Origin of the sequence: Mycobacterium sp. (assembly GCF_032159565.1) — a bacterium.
Taxonomy (GTDB): Bacteria; Actinomycetota; Actinomycetes; order Mycobacteriales; family Mycobacteriaceae; genus Mycobacterium.
In genome coordinates this window covers 16,275-37,059 of the sequence record NZ_JAVHWR010000096.1, presented here as the reverse complement: position 1 = coordinate 37,059, position 20,785 = coordinate 16,275, and the positions used below count along the sequence as shown (strand labels likewise).

General features: G+C 67.2%; 19 protein-coding genes and 3 pseudogenes. 12 read left to right on the top strand and 10 right to left on the bottom strand.

Annotation, left to right across the window (positions count from 1 at the left end; all coding sequences use genetic code 11):
- Window positions 1-136 precede the first annotated feature (136 nt).
- Window positions 137-1,651 carry an IS1634 family transposase gene (locus tag QOC76_RS11885; protein ID WP_526357033.1) on the top strand — a complete coding sequence of 505 codons (1,515 nt, stop codon included), beginning with the start codon at window positions 137-139 and terminating at the stop codon, window positions 1,649-1,651.
- Window positions 1,652-1,791: 140 nt separating this feature from the next.
- Window positions 1,792-2,140, top strand: a pseudogene (locus QOC76_RS11880) (hypothetical protein).
- 6 nt (window positions 2,141-2,146) lie between these two features.
- On the opposite strand, the gene QOC76_RS11875 reads toward QOC76_RS11880, so the two are convergent.
- Both QOC76_RS11875 and QOC76_RS11870 read right to left on the bottom strand, forming a co-directional pair.
- A complete protein-coding gene (locus tag QOC76_RS11875) occupies window positions 2,147-2,587 on the bottom strand; it encodes an SRPBCC family protein (protein WP_526357032.1) in 441 nt (146 codons plus the stop codon).
- A 29-nt stretch (window positions 2,588-2,616) separates the two neighbouring features.
- Complete coding sequence (locus QOC76_RS11870) at window positions 2,617-3,261, bottom strand: TetR/AcrR family transcriptional regulator (protein WP_526357031.1); 645 nt, start codon at window positions 3,259-3,261, stop codon at window positions 2,617-2,619.
- Window positions 3,262-3,411: 150 nt separating this feature from the next.
- Here QOC76_RS11870 and QOC76_RS11865 point away from each other — a divergent pair.
- Window positions 3,412-3,519, top strand: a pseudogene (locus tag QOC76_RS11865) (CAP domain-containing protein); the annotation flags it as partial.
- 25 nt (window positions 3,520-3,544) lie between these two features.
- On the opposite strand, the gene QOC76_RS11860 reads toward QOC76_RS11865, so the two are convergent.
- Complete coding sequence (locus tag QOC76_RS11860) at window positions 3,545-3,694, bottom strand: hypothetical protein (protein ID WP_526357030.1); 150 nt, start codon at window positions 3,692-3,694, stop codon at window positions 3,545-3,547.
- Between the two features lie 130 nt (window positions 3,695-3,824).
- Window positions 3,825-4,304, bottom strand: coding sequence for a hypothetical protein (locus QOC76_RS11855; protein WP_526357029.1), 480 nt, complete (start codon window positions 4,302-4,304; stop codon window positions 3,825-3,827).
- Between the two features lie 270 nt (window positions 4,305-4,574).
- Here QOC76_RS11855 and QOC76_RS11850 point away from each other — a divergent pair, with 270 nt between their 5' ends.
- Genes QOC76_RS11850 through QOC76_RS11840 form a run of 3 tightly spaced genes read left to right on the top strand, consistent with a single transcriptional unit; the run spans window position 4,575 to window position 8,727 of the window.
- Complete coding sequence (locus QOC76_RS11850) at window positions 4,575-6,107, top strand: Re/Si-specific NAD(P)(+) transhydrogenase subunit alpha (RefSeq protein ID WP_526357028.1); 1,533 nt, start codon at window positions 4,575-4,577, stop codon at window positions 6,105-6,107.
- A 3-nt stretch (window positions 6,108-6,110) separates the two neighbouring features.
- Entirely contained in the window at window positions 6,111-7,550 is a 1,440-nt protein-coding gene (pntB, locus tag QOC76_RS11845; RefSeq protein WP_526357027.1) for a Re/Si-specific NAD(P)(+) transhydrogenase subunit beta, read from the top strand.
- A gap of 7 nt (window positions 7,551-7,557) precedes the next feature.
- A complete protein-coding gene (locus QOC76_RS11840) occupies window positions 7,558-8,727 on the top strand; it encodes an acyl-CoA dehydrogenase family protein (RefSeq protein ID WP_526357026.1) in 1,170 nt (389 codons plus the stop codon).
- Between the two features lie 69 nt (window positions 8,728-8,796).
- On the opposite strand, the gene QOC76_RS11835 is transcribed toward QOC76_RS11840, so the two are convergent.
- A complete protein-coding gene (locus QOC76_RS11835) occupies window positions 8,797-10,023 on the bottom strand; it encodes a sensor histidine kinase (protein ID WP_526357025.1) in 1,227 nt (408 codons plus the stop codon).
- A 27-nt stretch (window positions 10,024-10,050) separates the two neighbouring features.
- Window positions 10,051-10,692, bottom strand: a complete 642-nt coding sequence (locus tag QOC76_RS11830) for a response regulator (protein WP_526357024.1) — start codon at window positions 10,690-10,692, stop codon at window positions 10,051-10,053.
- A 176-nt stretch (window positions 10,693-10,868) separates the two neighbouring features.
- Here QOC76_RS11830 and QOC76_RS11825 point away from each other — a divergent pair, with 176 nt between their 5' ends.
- Window positions 10,869-11,096 carry a hypothetical protein gene (locus QOC76_RS11825; RefSeq protein ID WP_526357023.1) on the top strand — a complete coding sequence of 76 codons (228 nt, stop codon included), beginning with the start codon at window positions 10,869-10,871 and terminating at the stop codon, window positions 11,094-11,096.
- Between the two features lie 105 nt (window positions 11,097-11,201).
- Entirely contained in the window at window positions 11,202-11,480 is a 279-nt protein-coding gene (locus QOC76_RS11820) for a hypothetical protein (RefSeq protein ID WP_526357022.1), read from the top strand.
- A gap of 3 nt (window positions 11,481-11,483) precedes the next feature.
- Here QOC76_RS11820 and QOC76_RS11815 read toward each other — a convergent pair whose 3' ends face one another.
- The gene (locus tag QOC76_RS11815) at window positions 11,484-11,945 is read right to left on the bottom strand and encodes a nuclear transport factor 2 family protein (protein ID WP_526357021.1); all 462 of its coding nucleotides are present in this window, start codon (window positions 11,943-11,945) and stop codon (window positions 11,484-11,486) included.
- Window positions 11,946-11,990: 45 nt separating this feature from the next.
- Here QOC76_RS11815 and QOC76_RS11810 point away from each other — a divergent pair, with 45 nt between their 5' ends.
- Both QOC76_RS11810 and QOC76_RS11805 read left to right on the top strand, forming a co-directional pair.
- Complete coding sequence (locus QOC76_RS11810) at window positions 11,991-13,211, top strand: acyl-CoA dehydrogenase family protein (RefSeq protein ID WP_526357035.1); 1,221 nt, start codon at window positions 11,991-11,993, stop codon at window positions 13,209-13,211.
- Window positions 13,211-13,999, top strand: coding sequence for a tyrosine-protein phosphatase (locus tag QOC76_RS11805; RefSeq protein ID WP_526357020.1), 789 nt, complete (start codon window positions 13,211-13,213; stop codon window positions 13,997-13,999). Before QOC76_RS11810 ends, QOC76_RS11805 begins: the two co-directional genes overlap by 1 nt.
- Here QOC76_RS11805 and QOC76_RS11800 read toward each other — a convergent pair.
- Window positions 13,996-14,262: a hypothetical protein gene (locus QOC76_RS11800; protein WP_526357019.1), complete on the bottom strand. Its 267-nt coding sequence runs from the start codon at window positions 14,260-14,262 to the stop codon at window positions 13,996-13,998. The two genes, QOC76_RS11805 and QOC76_RS11800, sit on opposite strands and share 4 nt — an antisense overlap.
- Here QOC76_RS11800 and QOC76_RS11795 point away from each other — a divergent pair.
- The gene (locus QOC76_RS11795; RefSeq protein WP_526357018.1) at window positions 14,236-14,523 is read left to right on the top strand and encodes an Rv1535 domain-containing protein; all 288 of its coding nucleotides are present in this window, start codon (window positions 14,236-14,238) and stop codon (window positions 14,521-14,523) included. The two genes, QOC76_RS11800 and QOC76_RS11795, sit on opposite strands and share 27 nt — an antisense overlap.
- Here the strand turns inward: QOC76_RS11795 and QOC76_RS11790 are convergent.
- Both QOC76_RS11790 and QOC76_RS11785 read right to left on the bottom strand, forming a co-directional pair.
- Window positions 14,463-18,740, bottom strand: a pseudogene (locus tag QOC76_RS11790) (HAD-IC family P-type ATPase); the annotation flags it as partial. The gene QOC76_RS11795 and the pseudogene QOC76_RS11790 sit on opposite strands and share 61 nt — an antisense overlap.
- Window positions 18,741-18,793: 53 nt before the next feature.
- Window positions 18,794-19,201, bottom strand: a complete 408-nt coding sequence (locus QOC76_RS11785; protein WP_526357017.1) for a hypothetical protein — start codon at window positions 19,199-19,201, stop codon at window positions 18,794-18,796.
- Between the two features lie 305 nt (window positions 19,202-19,506).
- On the opposite strand from QOC76_RS11785, the gene QOC76_RS11780 reads away from it, so the two are divergent.
- Entirely contained in the window at window positions 19,507-20,748 is a 1,242-nt protein-coding gene (locus QOC76_RS11780) for a nucleotide disphospho-sugar-binding domain-containing protein (protein ID WP_526357034.1), read from the top strand.
- Window positions 20,749-20,785: the final 37 nt, after the last annotated feature.

Genomic DNA, 20,785 nt, shown 5'->3' with positions numbered 1-20,785 from the left:
CGCCCTTCGCGGCTAATGCTTGGATGGGATGGGCGACCCGATGTAAAGGCGACCCGATCATTCAGGATGAACCTGCAATTTGTTGGTCGTCGGGCCGAGAATCTGCACACTAAATCTGGGCTCGTAGGGTGCTGTGGTGGCCTATGTGCGCACCGTGAGGACCGCCTCGGGGGGGACCGCGGTGCAGATCGTCTGGTCGACGCGGCGTGGTGCGCGCCAGATTGAGCATCTGGGGTCTGCCCACGATGACGGCGAGGTCGAAGCACTTAAGGCTGCCGCCCGCCAACGCTTGGCCGAAGGTCAAGGCGCCCTGGACCTGGGGCTGAATACCGTCGGCGCCGACGGCGAACCCTTGGAGATCGTCGCCTCCAAGTCCAGCCACCTGTGGGATGGGTTGTGCCGGGCGTATCAGGTCCTCGGGTTGCACACCGCTGTGGGAGGTGATGAGGTGTTCCGTGATCTGGTCCTGGCCCGGATCATCGAACCGACCAGCAAGCAAGACTCACTACGGGTGCTCGCCGAGACCGGCATCGCGGCGGTCGACTACCGAACGGTGACGCGGCGCCTGCCGGTGATCGCCAAACCGAGAGTGCGCCAAGGATTATCGGCGGCATGTGCGGCCCGCGCCGGGCTGGGCCCAGCGAGCCTGGTGCTCTACGACGTCAGCACTTTGTACTTCGAAACCGATACCGGTGACGGGTTCCGCGAGCCCGGGTTCTCCAAGGAACGCAGGCTGGAACCGCAGATCACCATTGGGCTTCTCACCGATGCTTCGGGGTTCCCGCTGGCCGTAGAGGCCTTCGAGGGCAACAAGGCCGAGACCGCGACCATGCTGCCGGTCATCAACGCCTTCAAGGCCGCGCACCAGCTCACCGACGTCACGGTGGTCGCCGATGCCGGGATGATCTCGGAGGCCAATCAGATTGCGCTGCAAGCGGCGGGGTTGTCCTACATCCTGGGCGCGAGAATTCCGTTTCTGCCCGACGTCGTGCGCGAATGGCGTGACGCGCACGCGGGCGAGGCGGTGCCGGATCAGCTGGTGCTGACTCAGCCGTGGCCGGCCACCAGCTCGGAGAAGGCCCGCGGGATCCCCGATCGGGTCATCCACTACCAGTACCGCCACGACCGGGCCCGGCGCACGCTGCGTGGGATCGATGAGCAGGTCGCCAAGGCACAACGTGCCGTCGACGGGCACGCAGCGGTGAAACGGAATCGGTTCATCAAGCTCACAGGGGCGACCAAGAGCGTGAACCGCGAGTTGGAGTCCAAGACCCGCGCGCTGGCGGGGTGGAAGGGCTACACCACCAACCTGGTCGACCAGCCCGCCGACTTCGTCATCGGCGCCTACCACCAGCTGTGGCGCATCGAGAAGGCCTTCCGGATGTCCAAGCACGACCTTCGGGCCCGCCCGATCTACCACCACACCCGCGAATCCATCGAAGCGCACTTGACGATCGTGTTCGCTGCGATGGCAGTCAGTCACTACATCGAGACCCAAACTGGTTGGAGCATAAAGCAATTCGTCCGCACCGCTCGACGCTACCGCACCGTCCAGATCAAAGCCGGCCGACAAATCCTCACCGCCGCCGACCCGCTACCCGACGACCTCCGCGCGGCGCTCGCCACCATCAACGACACTAAAATGTCCTAAGTCAGGTCGACGACGGCGCACGGCGACTGACCGAGCGGCTGGAGTCCACCGGTATCTGGCGCTGAGCCGGGGCGCCACACCAGTTTCCGAGGTGCCCTCCTTTGGTCGACAATGTCGGCCGAAGAAAGACCTGTTCGGTCATGAGAAAGATGCGCCGGCTTCGCGGCTATGAACTGCGGTGCGTTTTGACCCTTCATCTGTTCCAGCACGGCCCTGCGACGTTGGCCGATCTGCTCGACATGCTCGACTTCCATGGCTTCGAGGTCGCCGGCCGCGCTTCAAGGACGGTTTCGGACGCGCTGCGTTTGCGAGATGGGACACGAAAGGGTGCGACGGTTGCGGCGCGGCCGATATGGGCCGGCCTCGATGCCACGAGCAACCGAATACAGAATCCATCAGCGGGCACTGGCGCTGCGGGAGGAAGCGGCGGCGCTGAACGCCGAATCGAACAAGGCTTTCTGGGATGCGCTGTTCGGGGCGCAGGCGTGACCGGTGTCAGGTGGCGGCGAGCTGCTCGGCGCGGGCCTTCAGATTGTCCGCGAGGTAGTCGAGCGTGTCCCCGATCGCCTTCTTCACCATCGTCTTCGGGATCGCGAGCTTGGTCTCGACATCCAGGTCGACGGTCAGCAGCGACGTCGGCCCGATCGGCACGACCGAGAACTTCTGCTCCTGCTTGTCGAAGTGGTCACCCTGCTGCAGCACGGTGTAGATCTCGTTCGGGCCCGGGTAGTAGACCGCCGTGATGAAGGTGCCCGACTGGCCCTGCACCACCACGTCGAGCCGAAGCTGGCTGGGCCGTCCGTCGTCGTAGCGGGCCAGCACCCAGCAGCCCTTGATTTCGTCGTTCCACTGCGGGTACGCCTCGAAATCCGCCACGATCGACATCACCGCCTCCGCGGACGCGTCGACCTCCACTGTCTTGCTCACCAACGGCATCGGCTCAGCCTATCGGCACCGGATCTGCGCTAAGCGTGCTCGCCGACGCCGAGGCCCAGCGGCGACTCCACCCGGACAGCCTCGTCACGGATCAGTCCGCGCAGCAGCGCGGTGCTGAACTCGGCCGCGATCTCCTGGGCGGTGCGCCTGCCCTGCGGGCGCAGCCACCGATACGAGCCGAGGGTCATGCCGATGTAGCCGAGCGCCAGCACATGCGAGTCGCATTCGTAGAACTCGCCGCTGGCGATGCCGCGGTCGATGACGTCGCGCACGTGCTCGTAGACCTGGGTCTCCTTCTCTCGGATGTAGGCCACCTGCTCTTCGGTGAACCACTCCGTGATGTAGGGACCCTCCTGGAAGTAAACGGCCGCCCGCTCGAGGTCACCGGCGATGCCGACCAACAGCCTGCGGGTGAAGTGGTAGATCGTCTCGCGCGCCGAGGCGGACAAGTCGTCGTGCAACGCGGCCACGGTGAAATCGGCCGCACCCTTGTAGATGTCATAGAGGATCAGTGACTTGCTGGCGTAGTAGTGATACACCGTCGCCTTGTTCAATCCGACCGCGTCGGCAACGTCGTCCATCCGGGTGCCGTGGTAGCCCCGCGCGGCGAACAACCTGGTCGCGACCGCCAACAGCTCCTCGCGGCGGGACATCCCGTTCGGCGTCTCGGACATGGCGACTCACTATAGGCAGGCCGGGGCCCACATACCCCGGGGCGATCAATCAACTGGTTGGCCAGTCTAGATGCACCGGGTGTCGGCACCGTCGCTGCGGGTCTAGACTTCCGCCTAGACACAGCCGATACGCGGGAAGGTGAGCACATGGATCCGAATCCGGATTATGACGCCAGCGACGAGCTCGAGTACGGCGTTAACTGGTTCGCCTGGATCCTGCGAGGCGCGTATCCACCGCCCGCCTATCCCCCGGTTTAAGCAACTCTTCGCAAGAGCGCGCCGCCTACCACGTAGGGCCGGTGAAAAACCCGTCAAAGTGGATGCGCTGCTGACGCAGCAATTCCAGTTCTCTGTCCGTCGGCAGACCCTTGGCCGTCGGCTCGTTCAAGTTCGGCGGCTGGCCCTGCAGCACCTCATCCGGTGTCGATTGCATGAATCCATCGTTTCCGGCCCGCGCCGTAATGGCGCGAGTAGTGCACTACTGCAGTTTGTTTCCACATGAATGCATGGCAGTGCCGCGCTCTAGGAATACGCCGACCCCCGAACGCGGCACTGGGCTTGGGTTACCTGCGCTCGGGTTCCCGACCGGCGGCCTGCTGGGCCGTGGGATCCTGTTCGCCGCGCTGCTGTGCAGCGGCGTCGTAACCGACATCGTCCCGCCTGACGGCGTCATGCTGGTCGCCATCGGTCTGCACCCGTGTCCGCGGATCCAGTCGATCGGCGTGCTCGCGGCGCTTCTCGATGTCCTCCCGCGACTCGGCGACGACGCCTCGGTGGCTTTCCGCCCGGTCGTTGAGTCGGGCGGCCTCTGCCGCCTTGGCCTCCGCCTCCGCTTGCGCCGCGCGGGCGCGCGCCGCGGTTTCGTCGGCCAGCGCCTCGCGCTTGTCCACCTTGGCGACGTGCGTGTCGAGGTCGCCGCGGATGCGCTCGGCTTCGACGTGCCTGCGCTGGTTGCGCCTGTTGCGCGCCGCGAACACCAGCGCAGCGATCACGATGACGGCGACTACGGCGACAACGATCCAGACGACGGCGCTGCTATCCATGGCGGTTCCTTTCGTCGGAGAAATCCTGCGGCGCTGACGCACCCGCTAATTAAGGATTCCCCTCGGAGCAGCCGCCGAAACTTACGGGCGGAAGCGATCGATGACCGTGGACCTGCTTACTCGGGTACACCGGCACGTGCCTACAGGGCGCGCCGTTGATTTGGGCCGACTCTTACACTGACGTATTCCACTCGTGCAACGACGAGCTGTGTCGGGGCGCCTTTTGCACTCCGGCCGGACCGTGACAGAACCTAGATCGGATCGAAATCGATGATCATCGGGATCCCGAGAGAGTCGCTGGCTGGAGAAACGCGTGTCGCCGGGACGCCGCAGACGGTCGGCCAACTCATCAAGCTGGGCTATGAGGTAGTGGTCGAGACCGGCGCGGGCACCGCCTCGAGCTTCTCCGATGCGGCGTTTTCGGAGGCCGGTGCCGGTGTCGGGTCCGCCGAGCAGGTCTGGGCGGCAGACGTGGTGCTGAAAGTGAACGCGCCGAACGACGAGGAGATCGCCGCCCTGCGCGACGACGCCACCCTGATCAGCCTGATCTCCCCCGCGCTGAAGCCGGAACTCGTCGAGCGGATGGCCACCCGGCCGATCACCGTGCTCGCCATGGACGCTGTTCCGCGTATATCCCGGGCCCAGTCGCTGGACGTGCTGTCGTCGATGGCGAACATCGCGGGCTACCGCGCCGTCATCGAGGCCGCCAACGAGTTCGGCCGATTCTTCACCGGTCAGGTGACCGCGGCTGGCAAGGTGCCGCCTGCCAAGGTGCTCGTCGTCGGCGCGGGCGTGGCCGGTCTGGCGGCTATCGGTGCGGCAGGCAGCCTCGGCGCCATCGTGCGCGCCACCGACCCCCGACCCGAGGTGGCAGATCAGGTCAAATCTCTTGGTGGCGAATATCTTTCGATCGAATCACCAGAGGCCGAGGTGTCGGCCACCGGCTACGCCAAGGAGATGGACGACGACTACAAGGCCCGCGAGGCTCAGCTCTACGCCGACCAGGCCAAGGATGTCGACATCATCATCACGACCGCGCTGATCCCCGGTAGGCCGGCGCCGCGCATCATCACCGCCGACATGGTGGCGTCGATGAAGCCAGGCAGCGTGGTCGTCGACATGGCCGCGGCCAACGGCGGCAACGTCGAGGGCACGGTCAAGGACCAGGCGACCGTCACCGACAACGGCGTGACGATCATCGGCTACACCGATCTGGCCGGCCGACTGCCCGCAACCGCGTCACAGCTGTACGGCACCAATCTGGTCAACCTGCTCAAGCTCCTGACCCCGGAGAAGGACGGCCAGCTGACGCTGGACTGGGACGACGTTGTGCAGCGCTCGGTGACGGTGGTGCGGGACGGCGAGACCACCTGGCCGCCTCCTCCCGTGCAGGTGTCGGCGGCACCGGCCGTTGCCGCTGCCGCGCCGGTAGAGGTCAAGCCGACCAAACAACCGATGACCACCGGGCGCCGACTGGGAGTGACCTTCACAGCCGCGGCGGTGCTGTTCGCGCTCATCGCGCTCTCACCGTCCGCGCTGCAGGTGCACCTGACGGTGTTCGCGCTGGCCATCGTGATCGGCTATTACGTGATCGGCAATGTGCACCATGCGCTGCACACCCCGCTGATGTCGGTGACCAATGCGATCTCGGGGATCATCGTCGTCGGTGCGCTGTTGCAGATCGGGCACGGCGATGTCGTCATCACCGCGCTGGCGACCGTGGCGACCCTGCTCGCCAGCAACAACGTCTTCGGCGGCTTTGCCGTGACCCGCCGCATGCTGGCCATGTTCTCGAGGAGCTGAGAAGTGTTCACCCTGGAAACCACCGCAACCGCGGCCTACGTCGTCGCGGCCCTACTGTTCATCCTCGCGCTGGCCGGACTGTCCAAGCATGAAACATCAAGGGCCGGCAACACGTTCGGCATCGCCGGAATGGCCGTCGCCCTGATCGCGACGATCGCGCTTGCGCTCGCCCGCCACATCGAGCCGGTTGGCCTCGCGCTGCTGGTCGGCGCCATGACCATCGGTGCCGCGATCGGTCTGTGGCGCGCCAAGGTGGTCGAGATGACCGGCATGCCCGAGCTGATCGCGCTGCTGCACTCGTTCGTCGGCCTGGCCGCCGTGCTGGTCGGCTGGAACGGCTACCTGCACGTCGAACGTGATCTCGCCGGATCCGAGGCCGCGCTGCTGCATCAGCAGGGCATGCTCGGCATCCACTCCGCCGAGGTCGTGATCGGCGTCTTCATCGGCGCCGTGACGTTCACTGGTTCGATCGTCGCCAACCTCAAGCTCTCGGCCCGCATCAAGTCCGCGCCACTGATGCTGCCCGGCAAGAACTTCCTGAACGTCGGCGCGCTCGTCGTCTTCGCCGCGCTCACCGTGTGGTTCGTGATCGACCCGCGGCTGTGGCTGCTGGTGGTCGTCACCGTGCTTGCCCTGCTTCTCGGCTGGCACCTCGTCGCCTCGATCGGCGGCGGGGACATGCCGGTGGTGGTGTCGATGCTCAACAGCTATTCCGGTTGGGCCGCTGCGGCGTCGGGCTTCCTGCTCGGCAACGACCTGCTGATCATCACCGGCGCGCTGGTCGGGTCCTCGGGTGCCTACCTCTCTTACATCATGTGTAAGGCGATGAACCGGTCGTTCCTCTCGGTCATCGCAGGCGGCTTCGGGATCGAGGCCGGTCCAGCCGGGGACAAGGACTACGGCGAGCACCGCGAAATCGACGCCGAAGGCGCCGCCGACCTGCTCGCCTCGGCCCACTCGGTGATCATCACGCCGGGCTACGGCATGGCCGTAGCCCAAGCCCAATACGGCGTCGCCGACCTGACCCGCAAGCTGCGGGATCGCGGCATCGAGGTCCGGTTCGGCATCCACCCCGTCGCGGGACGCCTGCCCGGCCACATGAACGTGCTACTGGCCGAGGCCAAGGTGCCCTACGACATCGTGCTCGAGATGGACGAGATCAACGACGACTTCGACAGCACTGACGTCGTCCTGGTCATCGGGGCCAACGACACCGTCAACCCGGCCGCGTCGGAGGACCCGAGCAGCCCGATCGCAGGCATGCCGGTGCTGACCGTCTGGAACGCCGCCAGCGTGATCGTGTTCAAGCGGTCCATGGCCGCCGGCTACGCAGGCGTGCAGAACCCGCTGTTCTTCCGGGAGAACACCCAGATGCTGTTCGGTGACGCAAAGGACCGGGTCGACGCGATCAACGCGGCGCTCTCGGTCACCGAGAAGGTCTGACACACACGTGCCGGTAGACCGCCTACTGCCCTCCGCCGAGGCCGTCGAGCTGATCGCTCTCACCCGCGACATCGCCGACAAGGTGCTCGACCCGATCGTCGATGCACATGAAAAGGCCGAGACCTACCCCGAAGGGGTCTTCGCCCAGCTCGGAGCCGCCGGGCTGCTAAGCCTGCCGCAGCCCGAGGAATGGGGCGGCGGCGGCCAGCCCTACGAGGTGTACCTGCAGGTGCTCGAGGAGATCGCGGCACGGTGGGCGGCCGTCGCGGTCGCGGTCAGCGTGCACAGCCTGTCGTCGCATCCGCTGCTGGCCTTCGGCACGGACGAGCAGAAGCAGCGCTGGCTGCCCGGGATGCTTTCGGGTGAGCAGATCGGCGCGTACAGCCTGTCCGAGCCGCAGGCAGGTTCGGACGCCGCGGCGCTGCGCTGTGCGGCCACCAGTTCCGACGGCGGCTATGTCATCAACGGGTCGAAGTCGTGGATCACGCACGGCGGGCGGGCCGATTTCTACACCCTGTTCGCGCGCACCGGGGTGGGGGCACCTCCCCCGCGAAGCGAAGGGGGAGGCAGTCGCGGTATCTCCTGCTTCCTGATTCCCGGCGATCTGGCCGGCCTGAGCTTCGGCAAGCCCGAGGAGAAGATGGGCCTTCATGCGGTGCCGACCACGTCCGCGTTCTACGACCACGCCCACGTCGACGCCGACCGGCGCATTGGCGACGAGGGACAGGGTCTGCAGATCGCCTTCAGCGCACTGGATTCCGGCAGGCTCGGCATCGCCGCCGTCGCGGTCGGGTTGGCGCAGGCCGCTCTGGACGACGCGACGGCCTACGCCAATGAGCGAACGACGTTCGGTCGCAAGATCATCGACCACCAGGGTCTTGGCTTCGTGCTGGCCGATATGGCCGCTGCCGTTGTCAGTGCACGCGCCACCTATCTCGACGCGGCACGCAGGCGTGACCTCGGCAGGCCGTATTCGGCGCAGGCCAGTGTGGCCAAGCTGACCGCAACGGACGCGGCGATGAAGGTGACCACCGATGCCGTTCAGGTGTTCGGCGGCGCCGGCTACACCCGCGATTATCGCGTGGAACGCTACATGCGCGAGGCGAAGATCACCCAGATCTTCGAGGGCACCAACCAGATTCAGCGGCTCGTCATCGCACGGGCGCTGGTCACCTAACACCGCGTGGGCCCCGCGAAGCTGGGGACAGACGTAAACTCGCACGAATTCACTCCAAAATGTGCGACTTCACGTCTGCTCGGCGGGCGTGCCCGGCTCGGCGGGGGTGGTAGCCGGCTCGGGCGGCGACGTGACGACCACGCGGGTGCCGCCGCCGACTCGCGAGTCGATGTGCATCGCGCCGCCCATCGCGTCGAATCTCGCCATCAGAGAACCCAATCCGATGTGTCCGTCGGCGACCGACCGGCCGACCACCGCGGGATCGAAGCCCCTGCCGTCGTCGGCGATCGTCAGGTTGAACCGGTTCCCCTTGCGCTTCAGCATCACGTGCACCGTGTTGGCGCCTGCGTGCTTGCCGACGTTGGTGAGCAGTTCGCGGGCCGCACGGTGCAGCAACTGCTGGGATCGCGGCTTGCCCACCTCGTCGAGATCGGCGTCCACAGTGATCTGGGTACGAGTCTCGAACTGCTTCAGCATTTCTCGCAGGGCGGGTGTGAGCCCGAGTTGCGCGAGCACCTGCGGATGCAACTCGGTGACGGTGGAGCGCAGGCCGGTCGCGGTTTCCTGCAGCGCCTCGTACACCATGTCCAACGCCGGGTCAGGGTTGCGCTCACGCGCTTGGTCGAGTTCCAGGCGCGCGGCGAGCAGCATCTGCAGCGGGCCGTCGTGCAGATGTTCGGCCACTTCCCGGTTACGCCGCTCGTCGGCCTGCATCGCTTCCGAGACCAGCTGGCGGCGTACATCCTGTAATGCCTTGACACGCAACGACCGTCGAGCCAGTACGTAGCACAGCGCCGTCGTCGCGACGGCCAGCCACACCAGGAAGCCGAAATGCGTGTACACGATGTTCGGCAGGCCGATCCTGTCGTCGCGCTTGGAGTAGAAGATCCAGGCGGCGAGATAGCCCACCGCCGTGACGATGCCGAAGATCGCCGTCAGCGCGGGGCGGTCGCCGAACGCCACCGAGATCGGCAGTAGGAAGAACACCGGCAGCAGGGCCGACGTCGCACCTCCGGACACCAGGCACAGCGCGACGATCACCAGCAGGTCGACAATCGTCGACGCCCAGTCCGCCCACCGGGGTACGGGCCCACGCAGCACAGCGATCAACCAGAGCACCGCCGCGACCGCGTACACGCCCAGGATCACCGCATACAGCTGGGGCAGCCAGTGGTCGACCTCCCAGATCAACACCAGCACGGCGATCAGACCGATCAGCGGCAGGCGCAGGATCGCCGAGACGCGCACGGGTTCGGTCGCGAAGTAGTCGACGATCCAACCGAACGGGTTGTCCACGCTTGTTGGTGCTCCTCGCGTCCGCGGCTAGTCCAGCAGCTTGCGGCGCATGGCTTCTGCCACCGCAGCGCCGCGGTCGCTGACGCCGAGCTTCTCGTACAGCCGTTGCACGTGGGTCTTGACCGTCGACGGAGCGAGGAACAGCTCCTTGGCCATCGTCGGAATGCTGCTGCCCGCGGCGATCAGCTTGAGCACTTCGCGCTCGCGGGGGCTCAGTGCAGGGACGTCCGGCTCATTTCGGCGCCGGATCTCCGACGCCAGGCCCGCCGCGAGTTCCGGCGCAAGGACGTCCTTGCCCTTCGCACACTTCAGGACGGCGCTCACCAGCTCACTCCTGGTCGACTCCTTCGGCAGGAAGCCCGCCGCGCCGTCTTGCAGCGCCTTGTAGACGATGGCCGACTCGTCGTGGGCGGACACCAACAGCACCCGCGTCGGCAGCTGGTCGCGGATGACCGCGGCGGCCACCTCCCCGCCGTCCATGCCGGGCATCCGGTAGTCGAGCAGCGCCACGTGTGGCTGGTGGGTCCGGATGAGCTCCAGGGCCTCGAGCCCGTCCTCCGCCTCGGCCACGACGTCGATCTCGCCGCTGGACACCAGCGCGCGGACGACGCCCTCGCGGAACATCGGGTGGTCGTCACCGACTACGACCCGCACCTTCTCCGCCGCCATGCGTTTCAGCTTGGCACAGCAACCTGCCCCGTTCCCCCGATTGGGGGACAACGGATTCCCCCGTGTCACCGGCCGATCTGCCGACATACAGCGGCGACCGGTTCCGGCATTCTTAAGTCATCGCCGGAACACACCGGCGGAGAGACCGAAAACTCAACGAAGACAAAGGAATTGAAATGACGAACATCATCGCCCGCATCGCCCTCCCGGTCGCCTCGGCCGGCATCCTCTCCTGTGCCGCCCTCGGCCTGGCAGGAATGGCCAACGCCACGGTGACCACAACCCAGAACGGCTCGCACACCTCGATCGTGGCTACCCCGGACACGTACGCCAGGCCGGCACCGAGCGCGCTCCCGGGCTGGCGCTACCACCACGGTCACGGCCACACCTACCTCGGCCGGTAAGCCCACAACTGAATAACAACACGAATAGTTCTCCCTCCACAGAGGCCCTCCCCGGCGGCGTACCGGGGAGGGCCTCACTCGTTCGCCTCGACTACCGTCGCGCACATGTCGAACATCTCCAACGACCACATCGACGACGTGGCTCCCGGCGACATCATCGCCATATCCCGCGGGACAGGAGACCCACAACCGTCCAAGGCGGTGTTCAAGCAGGTGAGCAAGGACGCGGCCGGCACCGCCGTCTTTACCGTCACCTTCGAAGACGACGACGGCGAGACGTTCCAGCGAGAGATCGCCGCGGGAACCGTGGTAACCCATGCGATGGAGTCCAAGTGGGAATCGGATGAGAGCCCGACGCCGCACAACCCGGACAGTCCCGCGTGACCATCACCAGAGCGGGAAGTCCCGCCCGTACTCCGATTCGGGTCGCGGACCGAAGTAGCGGCGGTCCGATTCGTCGATCCTGACGTCGTTGATGCTGGCCTCCCGCCGCGCCATCAGCCCCTCGGGGGTGAACTCCCACAGCTCGTTGCCATAACTGCGGAACCACTGCCCGTCGGCGTCATGACATTCGTACTGGAAGCGCACCGCTATCCGGTTGTTCCGAAATCCCCACAGACCTTTGCGCAACACATAATCCAGTTCCCGCTCCCACTTCCGGGTTAGAAAAGCGACGATCTGCTCGCGTCCGACGATGTGCTGGTCGCGATTGCGCCACTGCGAATCGGCGGTGTAGGCGAGGCTGACCCGCTCGGGGTCGCGAGTGTTCCACGCGTCCTCGGCGGCCTGGACCTTCTGCTGCGCGGTTTCGAGTGTGAACGGCGGAAACGGGGGACGGCTCTCGGTCATCAGTCCATTTTGCGCACCGTTTAGTGTGGCTACATGGACTTCGCGATGTCTGCCAAGGCGCAGGATCACCACAAGCGCCTTTCGGCTTTCATGACCGAATTCGTCTTCCCCGCGGAGGCCTCATACGAGGAGTACCGGCGTGCGGCGGGCCCCGACGACCACACCGTCCCGCCGGTCATCGAGGAGCTCAAGCCGCTGGCCAAGGAGCGCGGGCTGTGGAACCTGTTCCTGCCGTCGATCTCGGGCCTGACGAACCTGGAGTACGCGCCCCTGGCGGAATTGACCGGCTGGAGCATGGAGATCGCCCCCGAGGTGACCAACTGCGCGGCCCCGGACACCGGGAACATGGAGACCCTGCACCTGTTCGCCACCGAGGAGCAGCGCAAGCAGTGGCTCGAGCCACTGCTCGACGGTCAGATTCGCAGCGCGTTCGCCATGACCGAGCCCGCGGTTGCATCCAGCGATGCCCGCAACATCCAGACGACCATGCTGCGCGACGGAGACGACTACGTCATCAACGGTCGCAAGTGGTGGATCTCGGGTGCCGCCGACCCGCGTTGCAAGATCCTCATCGTGATGGGCCGGACGAATCCCGAGGCCGCGAGCCATCAGCAGCAGTCGATGATCCTGGTGCCCGTCGACACACCCGGTGTGTCGATCGAGCGGTCGCTGCCGGTGTTCGGCTGGCAGGACCAGCACGGGCACTGCGAAATCAGCTTCGACAACGTCCGGGTGCCCGTGTCGAATCTGCTCGACGAAGAGGGCAGCGGCTTCGCGATCGCACAGGCGCGGCTCGGCCCCGGCCGCATTCATCACTGCATGCGGGCGATCGGGGTGGCCGAGCGGGCGATGGCGCTGATGATCGACCGGGTGCAGACGCGCATCGCTTTCGGCAAGCCCCTGGCGGAGCAGGGCGTGGTGCAGCAGCAGATTGCCCAGTCCCGCAACGAAATCGACCAGAGCCGTCTGTTGTGCCACAAGGCGGCGTGGGCCATCGACCAGCACGGCAACCAGAGCAGAGAAGCGCGCCAATTGGTTTCGATGATCAAGGCGGTTGCACCGCAGATGGCGTGCAACGTCATCGACCGGGCGATCCAGGTGCACGGCGCAGCCGGCATCAGCGACGACACCGTTCTGGCGCGGCTTTACGGCTGGCATCGGGCCATGCGACTGTTCGACGGCCCCGACGAGGTACACATGCGGACCATCGCGCGAGGCGAGCTCGGCAAGGAGAAATCAGCCTTCGCAGCGGCGGTGACGAGCTAGTGCCGCCGCTTTCGGGGACATGGAACTTTCGCGACGTCGCCGAGAAGGGCGGGATCCAACCGGGCAGGTTGTTCCGGTCCGGCGAGCTGAGCAACCTCGACGACGCGGGCCGCGAAACCCTTGGCCGGCTGGCCATCACCGATGTGGCGGACCTGCGGTCGGCGCCGGAGTTGGAGCGCCACGGCAAGGGGCTGGTGCCCGACAACGTGGTTATCCACCACCTGCCGTTCGTGGAAACGATCGCCTCCGACGCCGACGCGCCACACGAGCACGCCTTCCAGAAGATGCTGACAGAGAAGTCCGATGACGAGTCGGTCAGCGACGCCGCCGCCCGCTACATGACCGAGGAATACGACCGGATCGCCCGGTCAACCCTCGCGCAGCGCGCGGTGCACAAGGTGGTCACGATGCTCGGTGACGACGACAGGGTGCTGGCACACTGCTTCGCCGGAAAGGACCGGACGGGGTTCACCATCGCGATGGTGCTTGAGGCAGCGGGCGTGCACCGCGATGCCGTCATGGCCGATTATCTGGCCAGCAATGACGCCGTGCCGGAACTGCGCGCCCACATCGTCGAGACGATCCGCGACCGGATGTCGGAGACACCCGAGGTCGCGGAGGTGGCCGAAGCGCGGCTCACCGATGCGGTGCTCGGTGTTCAGGAGGCGTATCTCGAATCGGCGAAGCGGGCGATCCTCGACGACTTCGGTTCCCTGGACGGCTACCTCGGCGCCGCCGGCGTGACAGCCGAGGATGTCGCGAGGCTGCGCGCCGCACTTCTTGGTTAGGCGTCCTCGAGCGCCTCGCCGACCTCGTGCGCGACGCGGCTGTGCTCGTTCTGCATCAACGCATGGCCCACGCCGAGCACAAGGGCCACCGGCCACTCGATGATCTCCACCGCCGCCAACGCCCCCAGCGCGCCGTAGAAGGCGAGTTGCTCGGGACGCGGGAGGCGCACCCGGCCGAGCACGGGAAGCGTTACCGCGAACGTCTGCGCCTCGCGGACCCGTTCCACCGCGTCGCGATGGGTCCGTCGGGATTCTTCAGCCATTCGTCGCCTTCCCGTCATGTCGTCTTGGGTCTGTGGACCCCTACTTTTCTCAGTGTGGGAGGCGTGACCGCCTCCACCACCGGTGCGCCCTCGGATCCGTTGACCGACGCAGTGACGCGAGTGTTGTCCATTCCGTTGCGAGAACTGTATGCACTGCTGTGGAGGTGCGGCGTCGTCGAGATCGACGATGCAACCACGCCGATCAACCGGGGGGCCACCGCAGCAGCCGCGGTCGCCGCGGCGGCCGTGCCGAGCGCCTGAGTCCACCCGATCGGCCCCAGCGGCGTGCAGCCGAGCAGCTGACTGATCCCCGGCGTACTGATCAGGGCACCCAGTGACACCAGCGATCCGGCTGCGGTCGCGACGACGAGCGGGCTGTGCGAATCGATGAGCGTCTGACCGAGTTGAGTCGACACCAGCGCCACCAGCGCCACCGTCGAGGCTCGACGCGGTGCGAGCGTGAACCCCGACATGAACCACGCCGCCGTGGCGGCGCCTGCGGTCGTTGTTCCCCGAATCGCCACCGTCCGCCAGAGCGCCGCGCGGTCAGGGCCGCGCCCGCCGCGGTCCTCCGCGTCGTTGGTTGTCGGGCTCACCGCCAACGCCGCCGCCGGGAGCGCGTCGGTCATCATGTTGACCAACAACAGCTGACGCGTGTTCAGGGGTGACCGACCGGTGAGGGCGCTGCCGACGATCGCGAACGCCACCTCGCCCGCGTTGCCGCCGAGCAGCACGGACACGGCGGCCTGCACGCGGCGCCACAGCTGCCGGCCTTCGTCGAGGGCGTCCAACAACGCCCCGATCCGTCCGTCGAGCAGCATGACGTCAGCGGAAGTCCGAGCCGGGTCACTTCCACGCGACGCGACACCGATGCCGACCGTGGCGGCTCGAATGGCGGCGGCGTCGTTAGCGCCGTCACCGACCATGGCGCACACCAGATTCGCGCGCTCCAGCGTCTGCACGATCTGAACCTTGTGCTCGGGTGACATGCGGGCGAAGACGACCCGCTCCTTGACGGCGCGCTCCTGTCCGCGGCGCGGCAGCGCATCCCAGTCGCGACCGCTGATCACCTGCTCGGCCGTCACCGGAAGGCCTAGCTCGGCGGCGATCGCGGTGGCCGTGACGGGGTGGTCACCGGTGATCAGCCGCACACCGATCTGCTGGTCCTGCAACGACTTCAGCAGATCCGCGGCTTCTTCGCGGGGCGTGTCGGACAGACCGAGCAGTCCGACCAGCCGCAGCCCCGTGCCGCACAGCTTTGCGAATTCCTCGGCGTCGTCGCGCGCCCGTTGGGCTTGCGCCTCGGAAAGTCCCCTGCTCGCAACGGCGATGACGCGTAGACCGCTTTGCGCCATCCGGGCCACGGCCCTGTCGATCGCGGGATCCAGGTCGGCACAGCCGGCCAGCACCACCTCGGGCGCTCCCTTCACCGACAGCTCGCCATCGGTGAGCGAGGCGGAGAACGGCCTGCCCGAACGGAACGGCAGATGAGCGGCGGCTCCCCCGGCGGCGGGGCCGCCTGCCGCGGCCTCGGCGACGGCGGCGTCGGTGGCGTGCTCGTGGCGATCGCCGTTCGGCGCCGGGGTGGCGCGACCCGCGCAGGCAAGTACCTGCGCTCGTGAGCAGCGCGCCGCCGTTTCGACGCGCGCGACCCGCAGCCGGTTCTCGCTGAGCGTGCCCGTTTTGTCGAAGCACACGACGTCGACGCGCCCGAGCGCCTCGACCGAGCGCGGGCTTCGCACCAGCGCTCCGGCCCGCGTCAGCCGTCGAGCAGACGCCTGCTGCGCCAGGGTGGCGACCAACGGAAGGCCTTCGGGGACCGCCGCGACGGCGACCGCCACCCCGGTCGCCACCGCCTGGCGCAACGGGAAGATCCGCAACAAACTCAGTCCGCTGACCAGCGCACCGCCTGCGAGGCTGAGGGGCAGCGCCCGATTCGTCAAATCCCGCAACTGGGTCTGCAAACCGACCGCCGCCGATTCGCCCTGCGGCACCTCGGCGGCGCGGCGCACCTGCGTCTGCGGACCGACGGCCGTGACGACGGCGACCGCCTTGCCCGCCACCACTGTCGTCCCCGCGTGCAGCATGCAACTGCGCTCGGCGAGCACCGCACCCGGCGTCGCGTCCACCTGTTTGGCCACCGGCAACGACTCACCGGTCAAGGCCGACTCATCGGCCTCCAGATCGGTGGCCTCGCAGAGGCGCGCGTCGGCGGGAACCACCTCGCCCGGCCACACCTCGATGGTGTCGCCGAGCCGCAGCTGCGCGGCTTCCACGTTCTCGGGGCGGCCGTCTTTCAACCGCCGCGCGGGCGGATCCTGCACCGCCAGCAGGCGCCGTAGCAGCCGTTCGGCCCGAAGTTCCTGCGTCGCCGCAAGCAGCGCGTTGCCCGTCAGCACCGAGCCCACGAGCACGGCATCGACCGGTGACCCGAGCAAGGCGCTTGCCGCCGACCCGACCGCCAGTACCGGGGTGAGTGGATCGGCGAGCTCACCGCGCAACGTGGTGAGGAACTCCGCAACACCATGGCGCACCGAATCGGCCGCCGCGCCGGCCCGACCCGCTGACGCCGGTGCCGAGCTGCCCGAATCATCCTGTGGTCCAACCGTATTGATATTCGACAGTTCGCGCCTCACCCGGTCCACCGACATGGCGTGCCAGTCTTGGACGGGTGCAGGCGCGGGTGTCTTGTCCCCGAGCACGCGGCGCGCGGCCCGGTTGCCCACCACAAGAGCTGCGCCCGCGCCGGCGATGCCCGGCCCAGGGCCGACGCCGCGGACACCGGGAATCATCAACAGCGCGCCGAGAAGTGTTCCACTGGTTGCCAATTCGACGCCCCGCCGACTCGCTGTGCGGGCGGCGGGCAGAGCGTGCAGGATGCGCCAGATGCCCTGGAGGTCGTCGGCCATCAGGCCGGCGTGCCATGGCATGACACCGCTGGTGCCCATCAAGCCGATAGCGACGTCTGCCGCGTCCAGCGCGCGCGGTGCGTTCGCGGACAACACCGCGACGGTCCTGCCGTTCTGCTGCAGGTCTCGGACGGCGCGCGCGAGCGCGGCGTCCACCTCGTCGTCGGCGGCATACAACTCGTCGAACGACGAGCGCAGGTCGTCGAGGTCGTCGACGTCGACCGAAACGACATCCGCACCGGCCCACCGGATCTCCGCCAGCACGCTGTGCGCTAGGGGGTGATGGGCATTGCGGACGAACACTTCACCACGTGACCGGCCATTCCTCCGTGCGCCGTCGAGGTCGGCCGGGGCCCGGTGCCAACCGGCGTCCAGTCCGCCGCCGTCCAGCCGGTCCTGCGCCCATTGCCACACCGCGCCACGGTTCCCGTCGGCGACGTTCCTGATCTGACTGACCCGCAGAGAGTCGATGGCGAGCACCCGTGGATCCACCGCGACCGCATCCACACGGTCGAGCATGCGTAGCATCGACGGCCGCAGCGGCAGCACGCCATGCCGGTCGGCCAGGCCACGTCCGAGCGTGCTGGCGAAGGCCTCGCGTGCATTGCGCGCAGGCTTGGGGGCGGTCACGACGGCTGCGGTGGCCGCCGTGTTGAGGTTACGGGTCAGCAAGCCCAACGAGAGCGCGGCGACAACCTGAACGACACCGCTTCGCTCGGCATGTTTCTCCACAATTCCCGGCGGCACCGGACATGGCCGTTGCGCGGGCGGCGTTGCGTCGATGCATTCGGCACTCGCGGCCAGCATCGGCTCGAAAACCTCCCATGCGCGTGCGGCGGCCAGAGCCTCCCCGACCTGTCCGACGTGCCGGATGAATTCGACGGCCAGGGCGGAAGGGGCCTGGGTGATCGCGTACACGGCCGCAGCGGCGACTGCCAGGACGGTGTCGGTGGCATCCTTGCCGAGCCGCTCTTCGACCAGCACGCGCATTCGCGGTTGATAGTCGATCAACGTGACGGCCGCAGACAGACCGGTGGGCAGGCTGGGCAACATCAGTAGCCGGCCCGCGACCGCGACGCCAAGGCCGAGGCCATTGGCTGCAGCGGCGATCACCTTGCCTGCGAGTACTACACCGTCACCCGGCAGGTCGGTGTGGTGAGTCGCGGAGTCGTCAACGTCCGGCTGCCGTGACTCCTCTTCGGCGTCCGCGACGATCTCGCACAGCTGGGCCACGCTCCATTCGGCTTCGTCGAGGTGAACGACGATGCGGGACAGCGGATAGTTGAGTTGCGCGGATCGCACACCGGGCGCCTTGCGCACGGCGCGCAGCACCGCCGAACCGATTTGCCGGCCGTGCTGCGATTGCAACCCGCGGACCTCGATCCAGCAGCGGCCGCCACCCGACCAGGTGCGTCGGCTCGGGGCGATGCCGACGAACTCCTTGACCGCGCCGACCGCGCACTCGATCGCATCCGGCGACGCCAACCGGGCCGCGGTCGGCGCCGGGCCGGCGCGCAGCCGTAGTCCCGTTTCGACAGCCGTCGCCGCGCAGGCGGCACCGATGGCCACCGGAGTTACCGCGACGGTCGACGCGCGTGCTATCAGAGTTGCGAGCGGAAACCTCACTTGGTGGAGGTCCGCCGCGACCTCGACGGCGCGCGCTTGGCCGCCTTCGTGGCGTTCGCGGGCTTGGCCTTCACCGGCCGTGCTGCGGCGCGCTGGGTGGTGGTCGCATCGGACGCATTGCGGCCGGCCTGCTGACTGAGCTGGTGCACCACGAGAGCTGTGCCGCCGACCGCGAGCACAATCGGCCACTCAACCAGCCCGGCGGTACCGACCGCCGCCAATGTAAGGGCCGCCGCGGCCGACGAGTGGCTGCCGTCGGACGACCCGCTGCGAATACCTGCAGCCGTCCCGCGGATGCCTCCGATGACTCCGTTGATCGCCGCGCCTCCCACCGCCCCGGCCGCCGCCGTGGTGGCGTCAGCGGTAAGAGTGACGGCACGGACGGCGCCTTGGACGATGTTCATGATCGAACTCCCTGCGGTTAGCCCAGTGATCAACTACCCATAACCAAGCGTTATACACTTCTTCCGTTAACGCGGCCGTCGCGCGCCGAAAGTGATTGCAAGCTCCGCTATCCGGGAGTAATCAGCGTTCTCTCAGGCTTCGCCGACGCAGCCACCCCGCCCGACGCAAGTTTGAAACCTGTGCGGTCGGTGAAAACCCCGGGACATTGCAGCGGCCGACTCGATGGTTGCTCGTTGATCCCGAGGACTGTTTGTTGGCTCGCATAGTTGCAGCGGTTAGCCCGCTGTCTGGGCACGTGCTGCCCATGGTGTTGATCGGCGCCCACCTGCAGAGCCTCGGGCACGACGTACGGGTGCTCACCGGCGAGGAGTACAGCGACCTCGTCACCGACTTCAACCTCGGCTTCGCACCACTGGATGGGGCCGCTCAACCGGCCGCGCCGACCGCCGTGTCCGCCATTCCTCGAGTGCTTCCCCGTCTGGTTCGGCGCTATCTGACCGGTCTGTCGGATGTGCGGTCGACGTTCGTCGCGCCGCTGGCGGCCCAACACCGGGCGCTCGAACGCGTCCTCTCAGCCGAACCGGCCGAAGTCGTCCTCGTCGACCTGGCCTTCACCGGCGCTCTTCCGTTGGTGGCGTCGAAGAGCCCACGGCCGGCGGTTCTTGTCTGCGGCGTGGGCCCGCTCACTTTGACCAGCGCCGACTCCCCGCCGTTCGGGATGTCGTGGATGCCGCGGGCCGGAATGGACTACAGCGGCATGCATGCAGTCGTGGATCGGATGATGTTCAGGGGTATCCGCAACGAGTTGAACGCTGCACTGAGCGACGTCGGCGCTCCGGACATCGAGGTCTCCGTGCTGGATTGGCCCCGGCTCGCCGACCGGCTGATGCAGCTCACGGTCACGGAATTCGAGTATCCGCGGCGCGACCTGCCGGGCAATGTCGAGTTCGTCGGACCCGTTCTGCCGGAAACCGATGACGGCTTCCAACCGCCGGCATGGTGGGACGCCGTGCTTCGCGCCGACACTGTGGTGCATGTGACGCAGGGGACGTTCGACAACGCTGACCTCGACCAGCTGATCGCGCCCGCCCTTCGAGCGCTCGCCGACGCAGACGGGGTGGTCGTGGTGGCGACGACCGGACGCTGCGACCGCCGGCGACTTCTCGCCGAGACTCCCGCGAACGCCTATGTCGCGGAATGGATTCCGTATTCGGTACTGATGCCACACGTCGATGTGATGATCACCAACGGCGGGTACGGCGGGGTGCAGCACGCCATCCGCTACGGCATTCCTGTTGTTGTCGCGGGCGAATCCGCCGACAAGGCGGAGGTGGCCGCAAGGGTCGAGTATGCCGGGGTCGGCGTGAACCTCCGAACGGCCCACCCGTCACCGGACGCGATCGCCGCAGCCGTCCGAGAAGCCGGCGATCGCAGGGACGCCGCCCGTCGGCTCGGCGCTACGATCGCGCGAGCGACTCCCCTCGACAGGATTGCCGAACTGGTCGCCGAAGAGATCGCGCGGTTGGGCGCGGATGCCCGCTCTTGAGGCGCGGATATCAAAACTAGGCGCCGCCGGCGTTTTT

What these genes read in the sequence shown, in the direction of transcription:
- QOC76_RS11800 (WP_526357019.1), bottom strand. Translation starts at nt 14,262, where the DNA reads ATGGCTGAAGAATCCCGACGGACCCATCGCGACGCGGTGGAACGGGTC.
- QOC76_RS11875 (WP_526357032.1), bottom strand. Translation starts at nt 2,587, where the DNA reads ATGCCGTTGGTGAGCAAGACAGTGGAGGTCGACGCGTCCGCGGAGGCG.
- QOC76_RS11795 (WP_526357018.1), top strand. Translation starts at nt 14,236, where the DNA reads ATGGGTCCGTCGGGATTCTTCAGCCATTCGTCGCCTTCCCGTCATGTC.
- QOC76_RS11815 (WP_526357021.1), bottom strand. Translation starts at nt 11,945, where the DNA reads ATGACCGAGAGCCGTCCCCCGTTTCCGCCGTTCACACTCGAAACCGCG.
- QOC76_RS11810 (WP_526357035.1), top strand. Translation starts at nt 11,991, where the DNA reads ATGTCTGCCAAGGCGCAGGATCACCACAAGCGCCTTTCGGCTTTCATG.
- QOC76_RS11850 (WP_526357028.1), top strand. Translation starts at nt 4,575, where the DNA reads ATGATCATCGGGATCCCGAGAGAGTCGCTGGCTGGAGAAACGCGTGTC.
- QOC76_RS11820 (WP_526357022.1), top strand. Translation starts at nt 11,202, where the DNA reads ATGTCGAACATCTCCAACGACCACATCGACGACGTGGCTCCCGGCGAC.
- QOC76_RS11785 (WP_526357017.1), bottom strand. Translation starts at nt 19,201, where the DNA reads ATGAACATCGTCCAAGGCGCCGTCCGTGCCGTCACTCTTACCGCTGAC.
- QOC76_RS11870 (WP_526357031.1), bottom strand. Translation starts at nt 3,261, where the DNA reads ATGTCCGAGACGCCGAACGGGATGTCCCGCCGCGAGGAGCTGTTGGCG.
- QOC76_RS11860 (WP_526357030.1), bottom strand. Translation starts at nt 3,694, where the DNA reads ATGCAATCGACACCGGATGAGGTGCTGCAGGGCCAGCCGCCGAACTTG.
- QOC76_RS11830 (WP_526357024.1), bottom strand. Translation starts at nt 10,692, where the DNA reads ATGGCGGCGGAGAAGGTGCGGGTCGTAGTCGGTGACGACCACCCGATG.
- QOC76_RS11780 (WP_526357034.1), top strand. Translation starts at nt 19,507, where the DNA reads ATGGTGTTGATCGGCGCCCACCTGCAGAGCCTCGGGCACGACGTACGG.
- QOC76_RS11855 (WP_526357029.1), bottom strand. Translation starts at nt 4,304, where the DNA reads ATGGATAGCAGCGCCGTCGTCTGGATCGTTGTCGCCGTAGTCGCCGTC.
- QOC76_RS11825 (WP_526357023.1), top strand. Translation starts at nt 10,869, where the DNA reads ATGACGAACATCATCGCCCGCATCGCCCTCCCGGTCGCCTCGGCCGGC.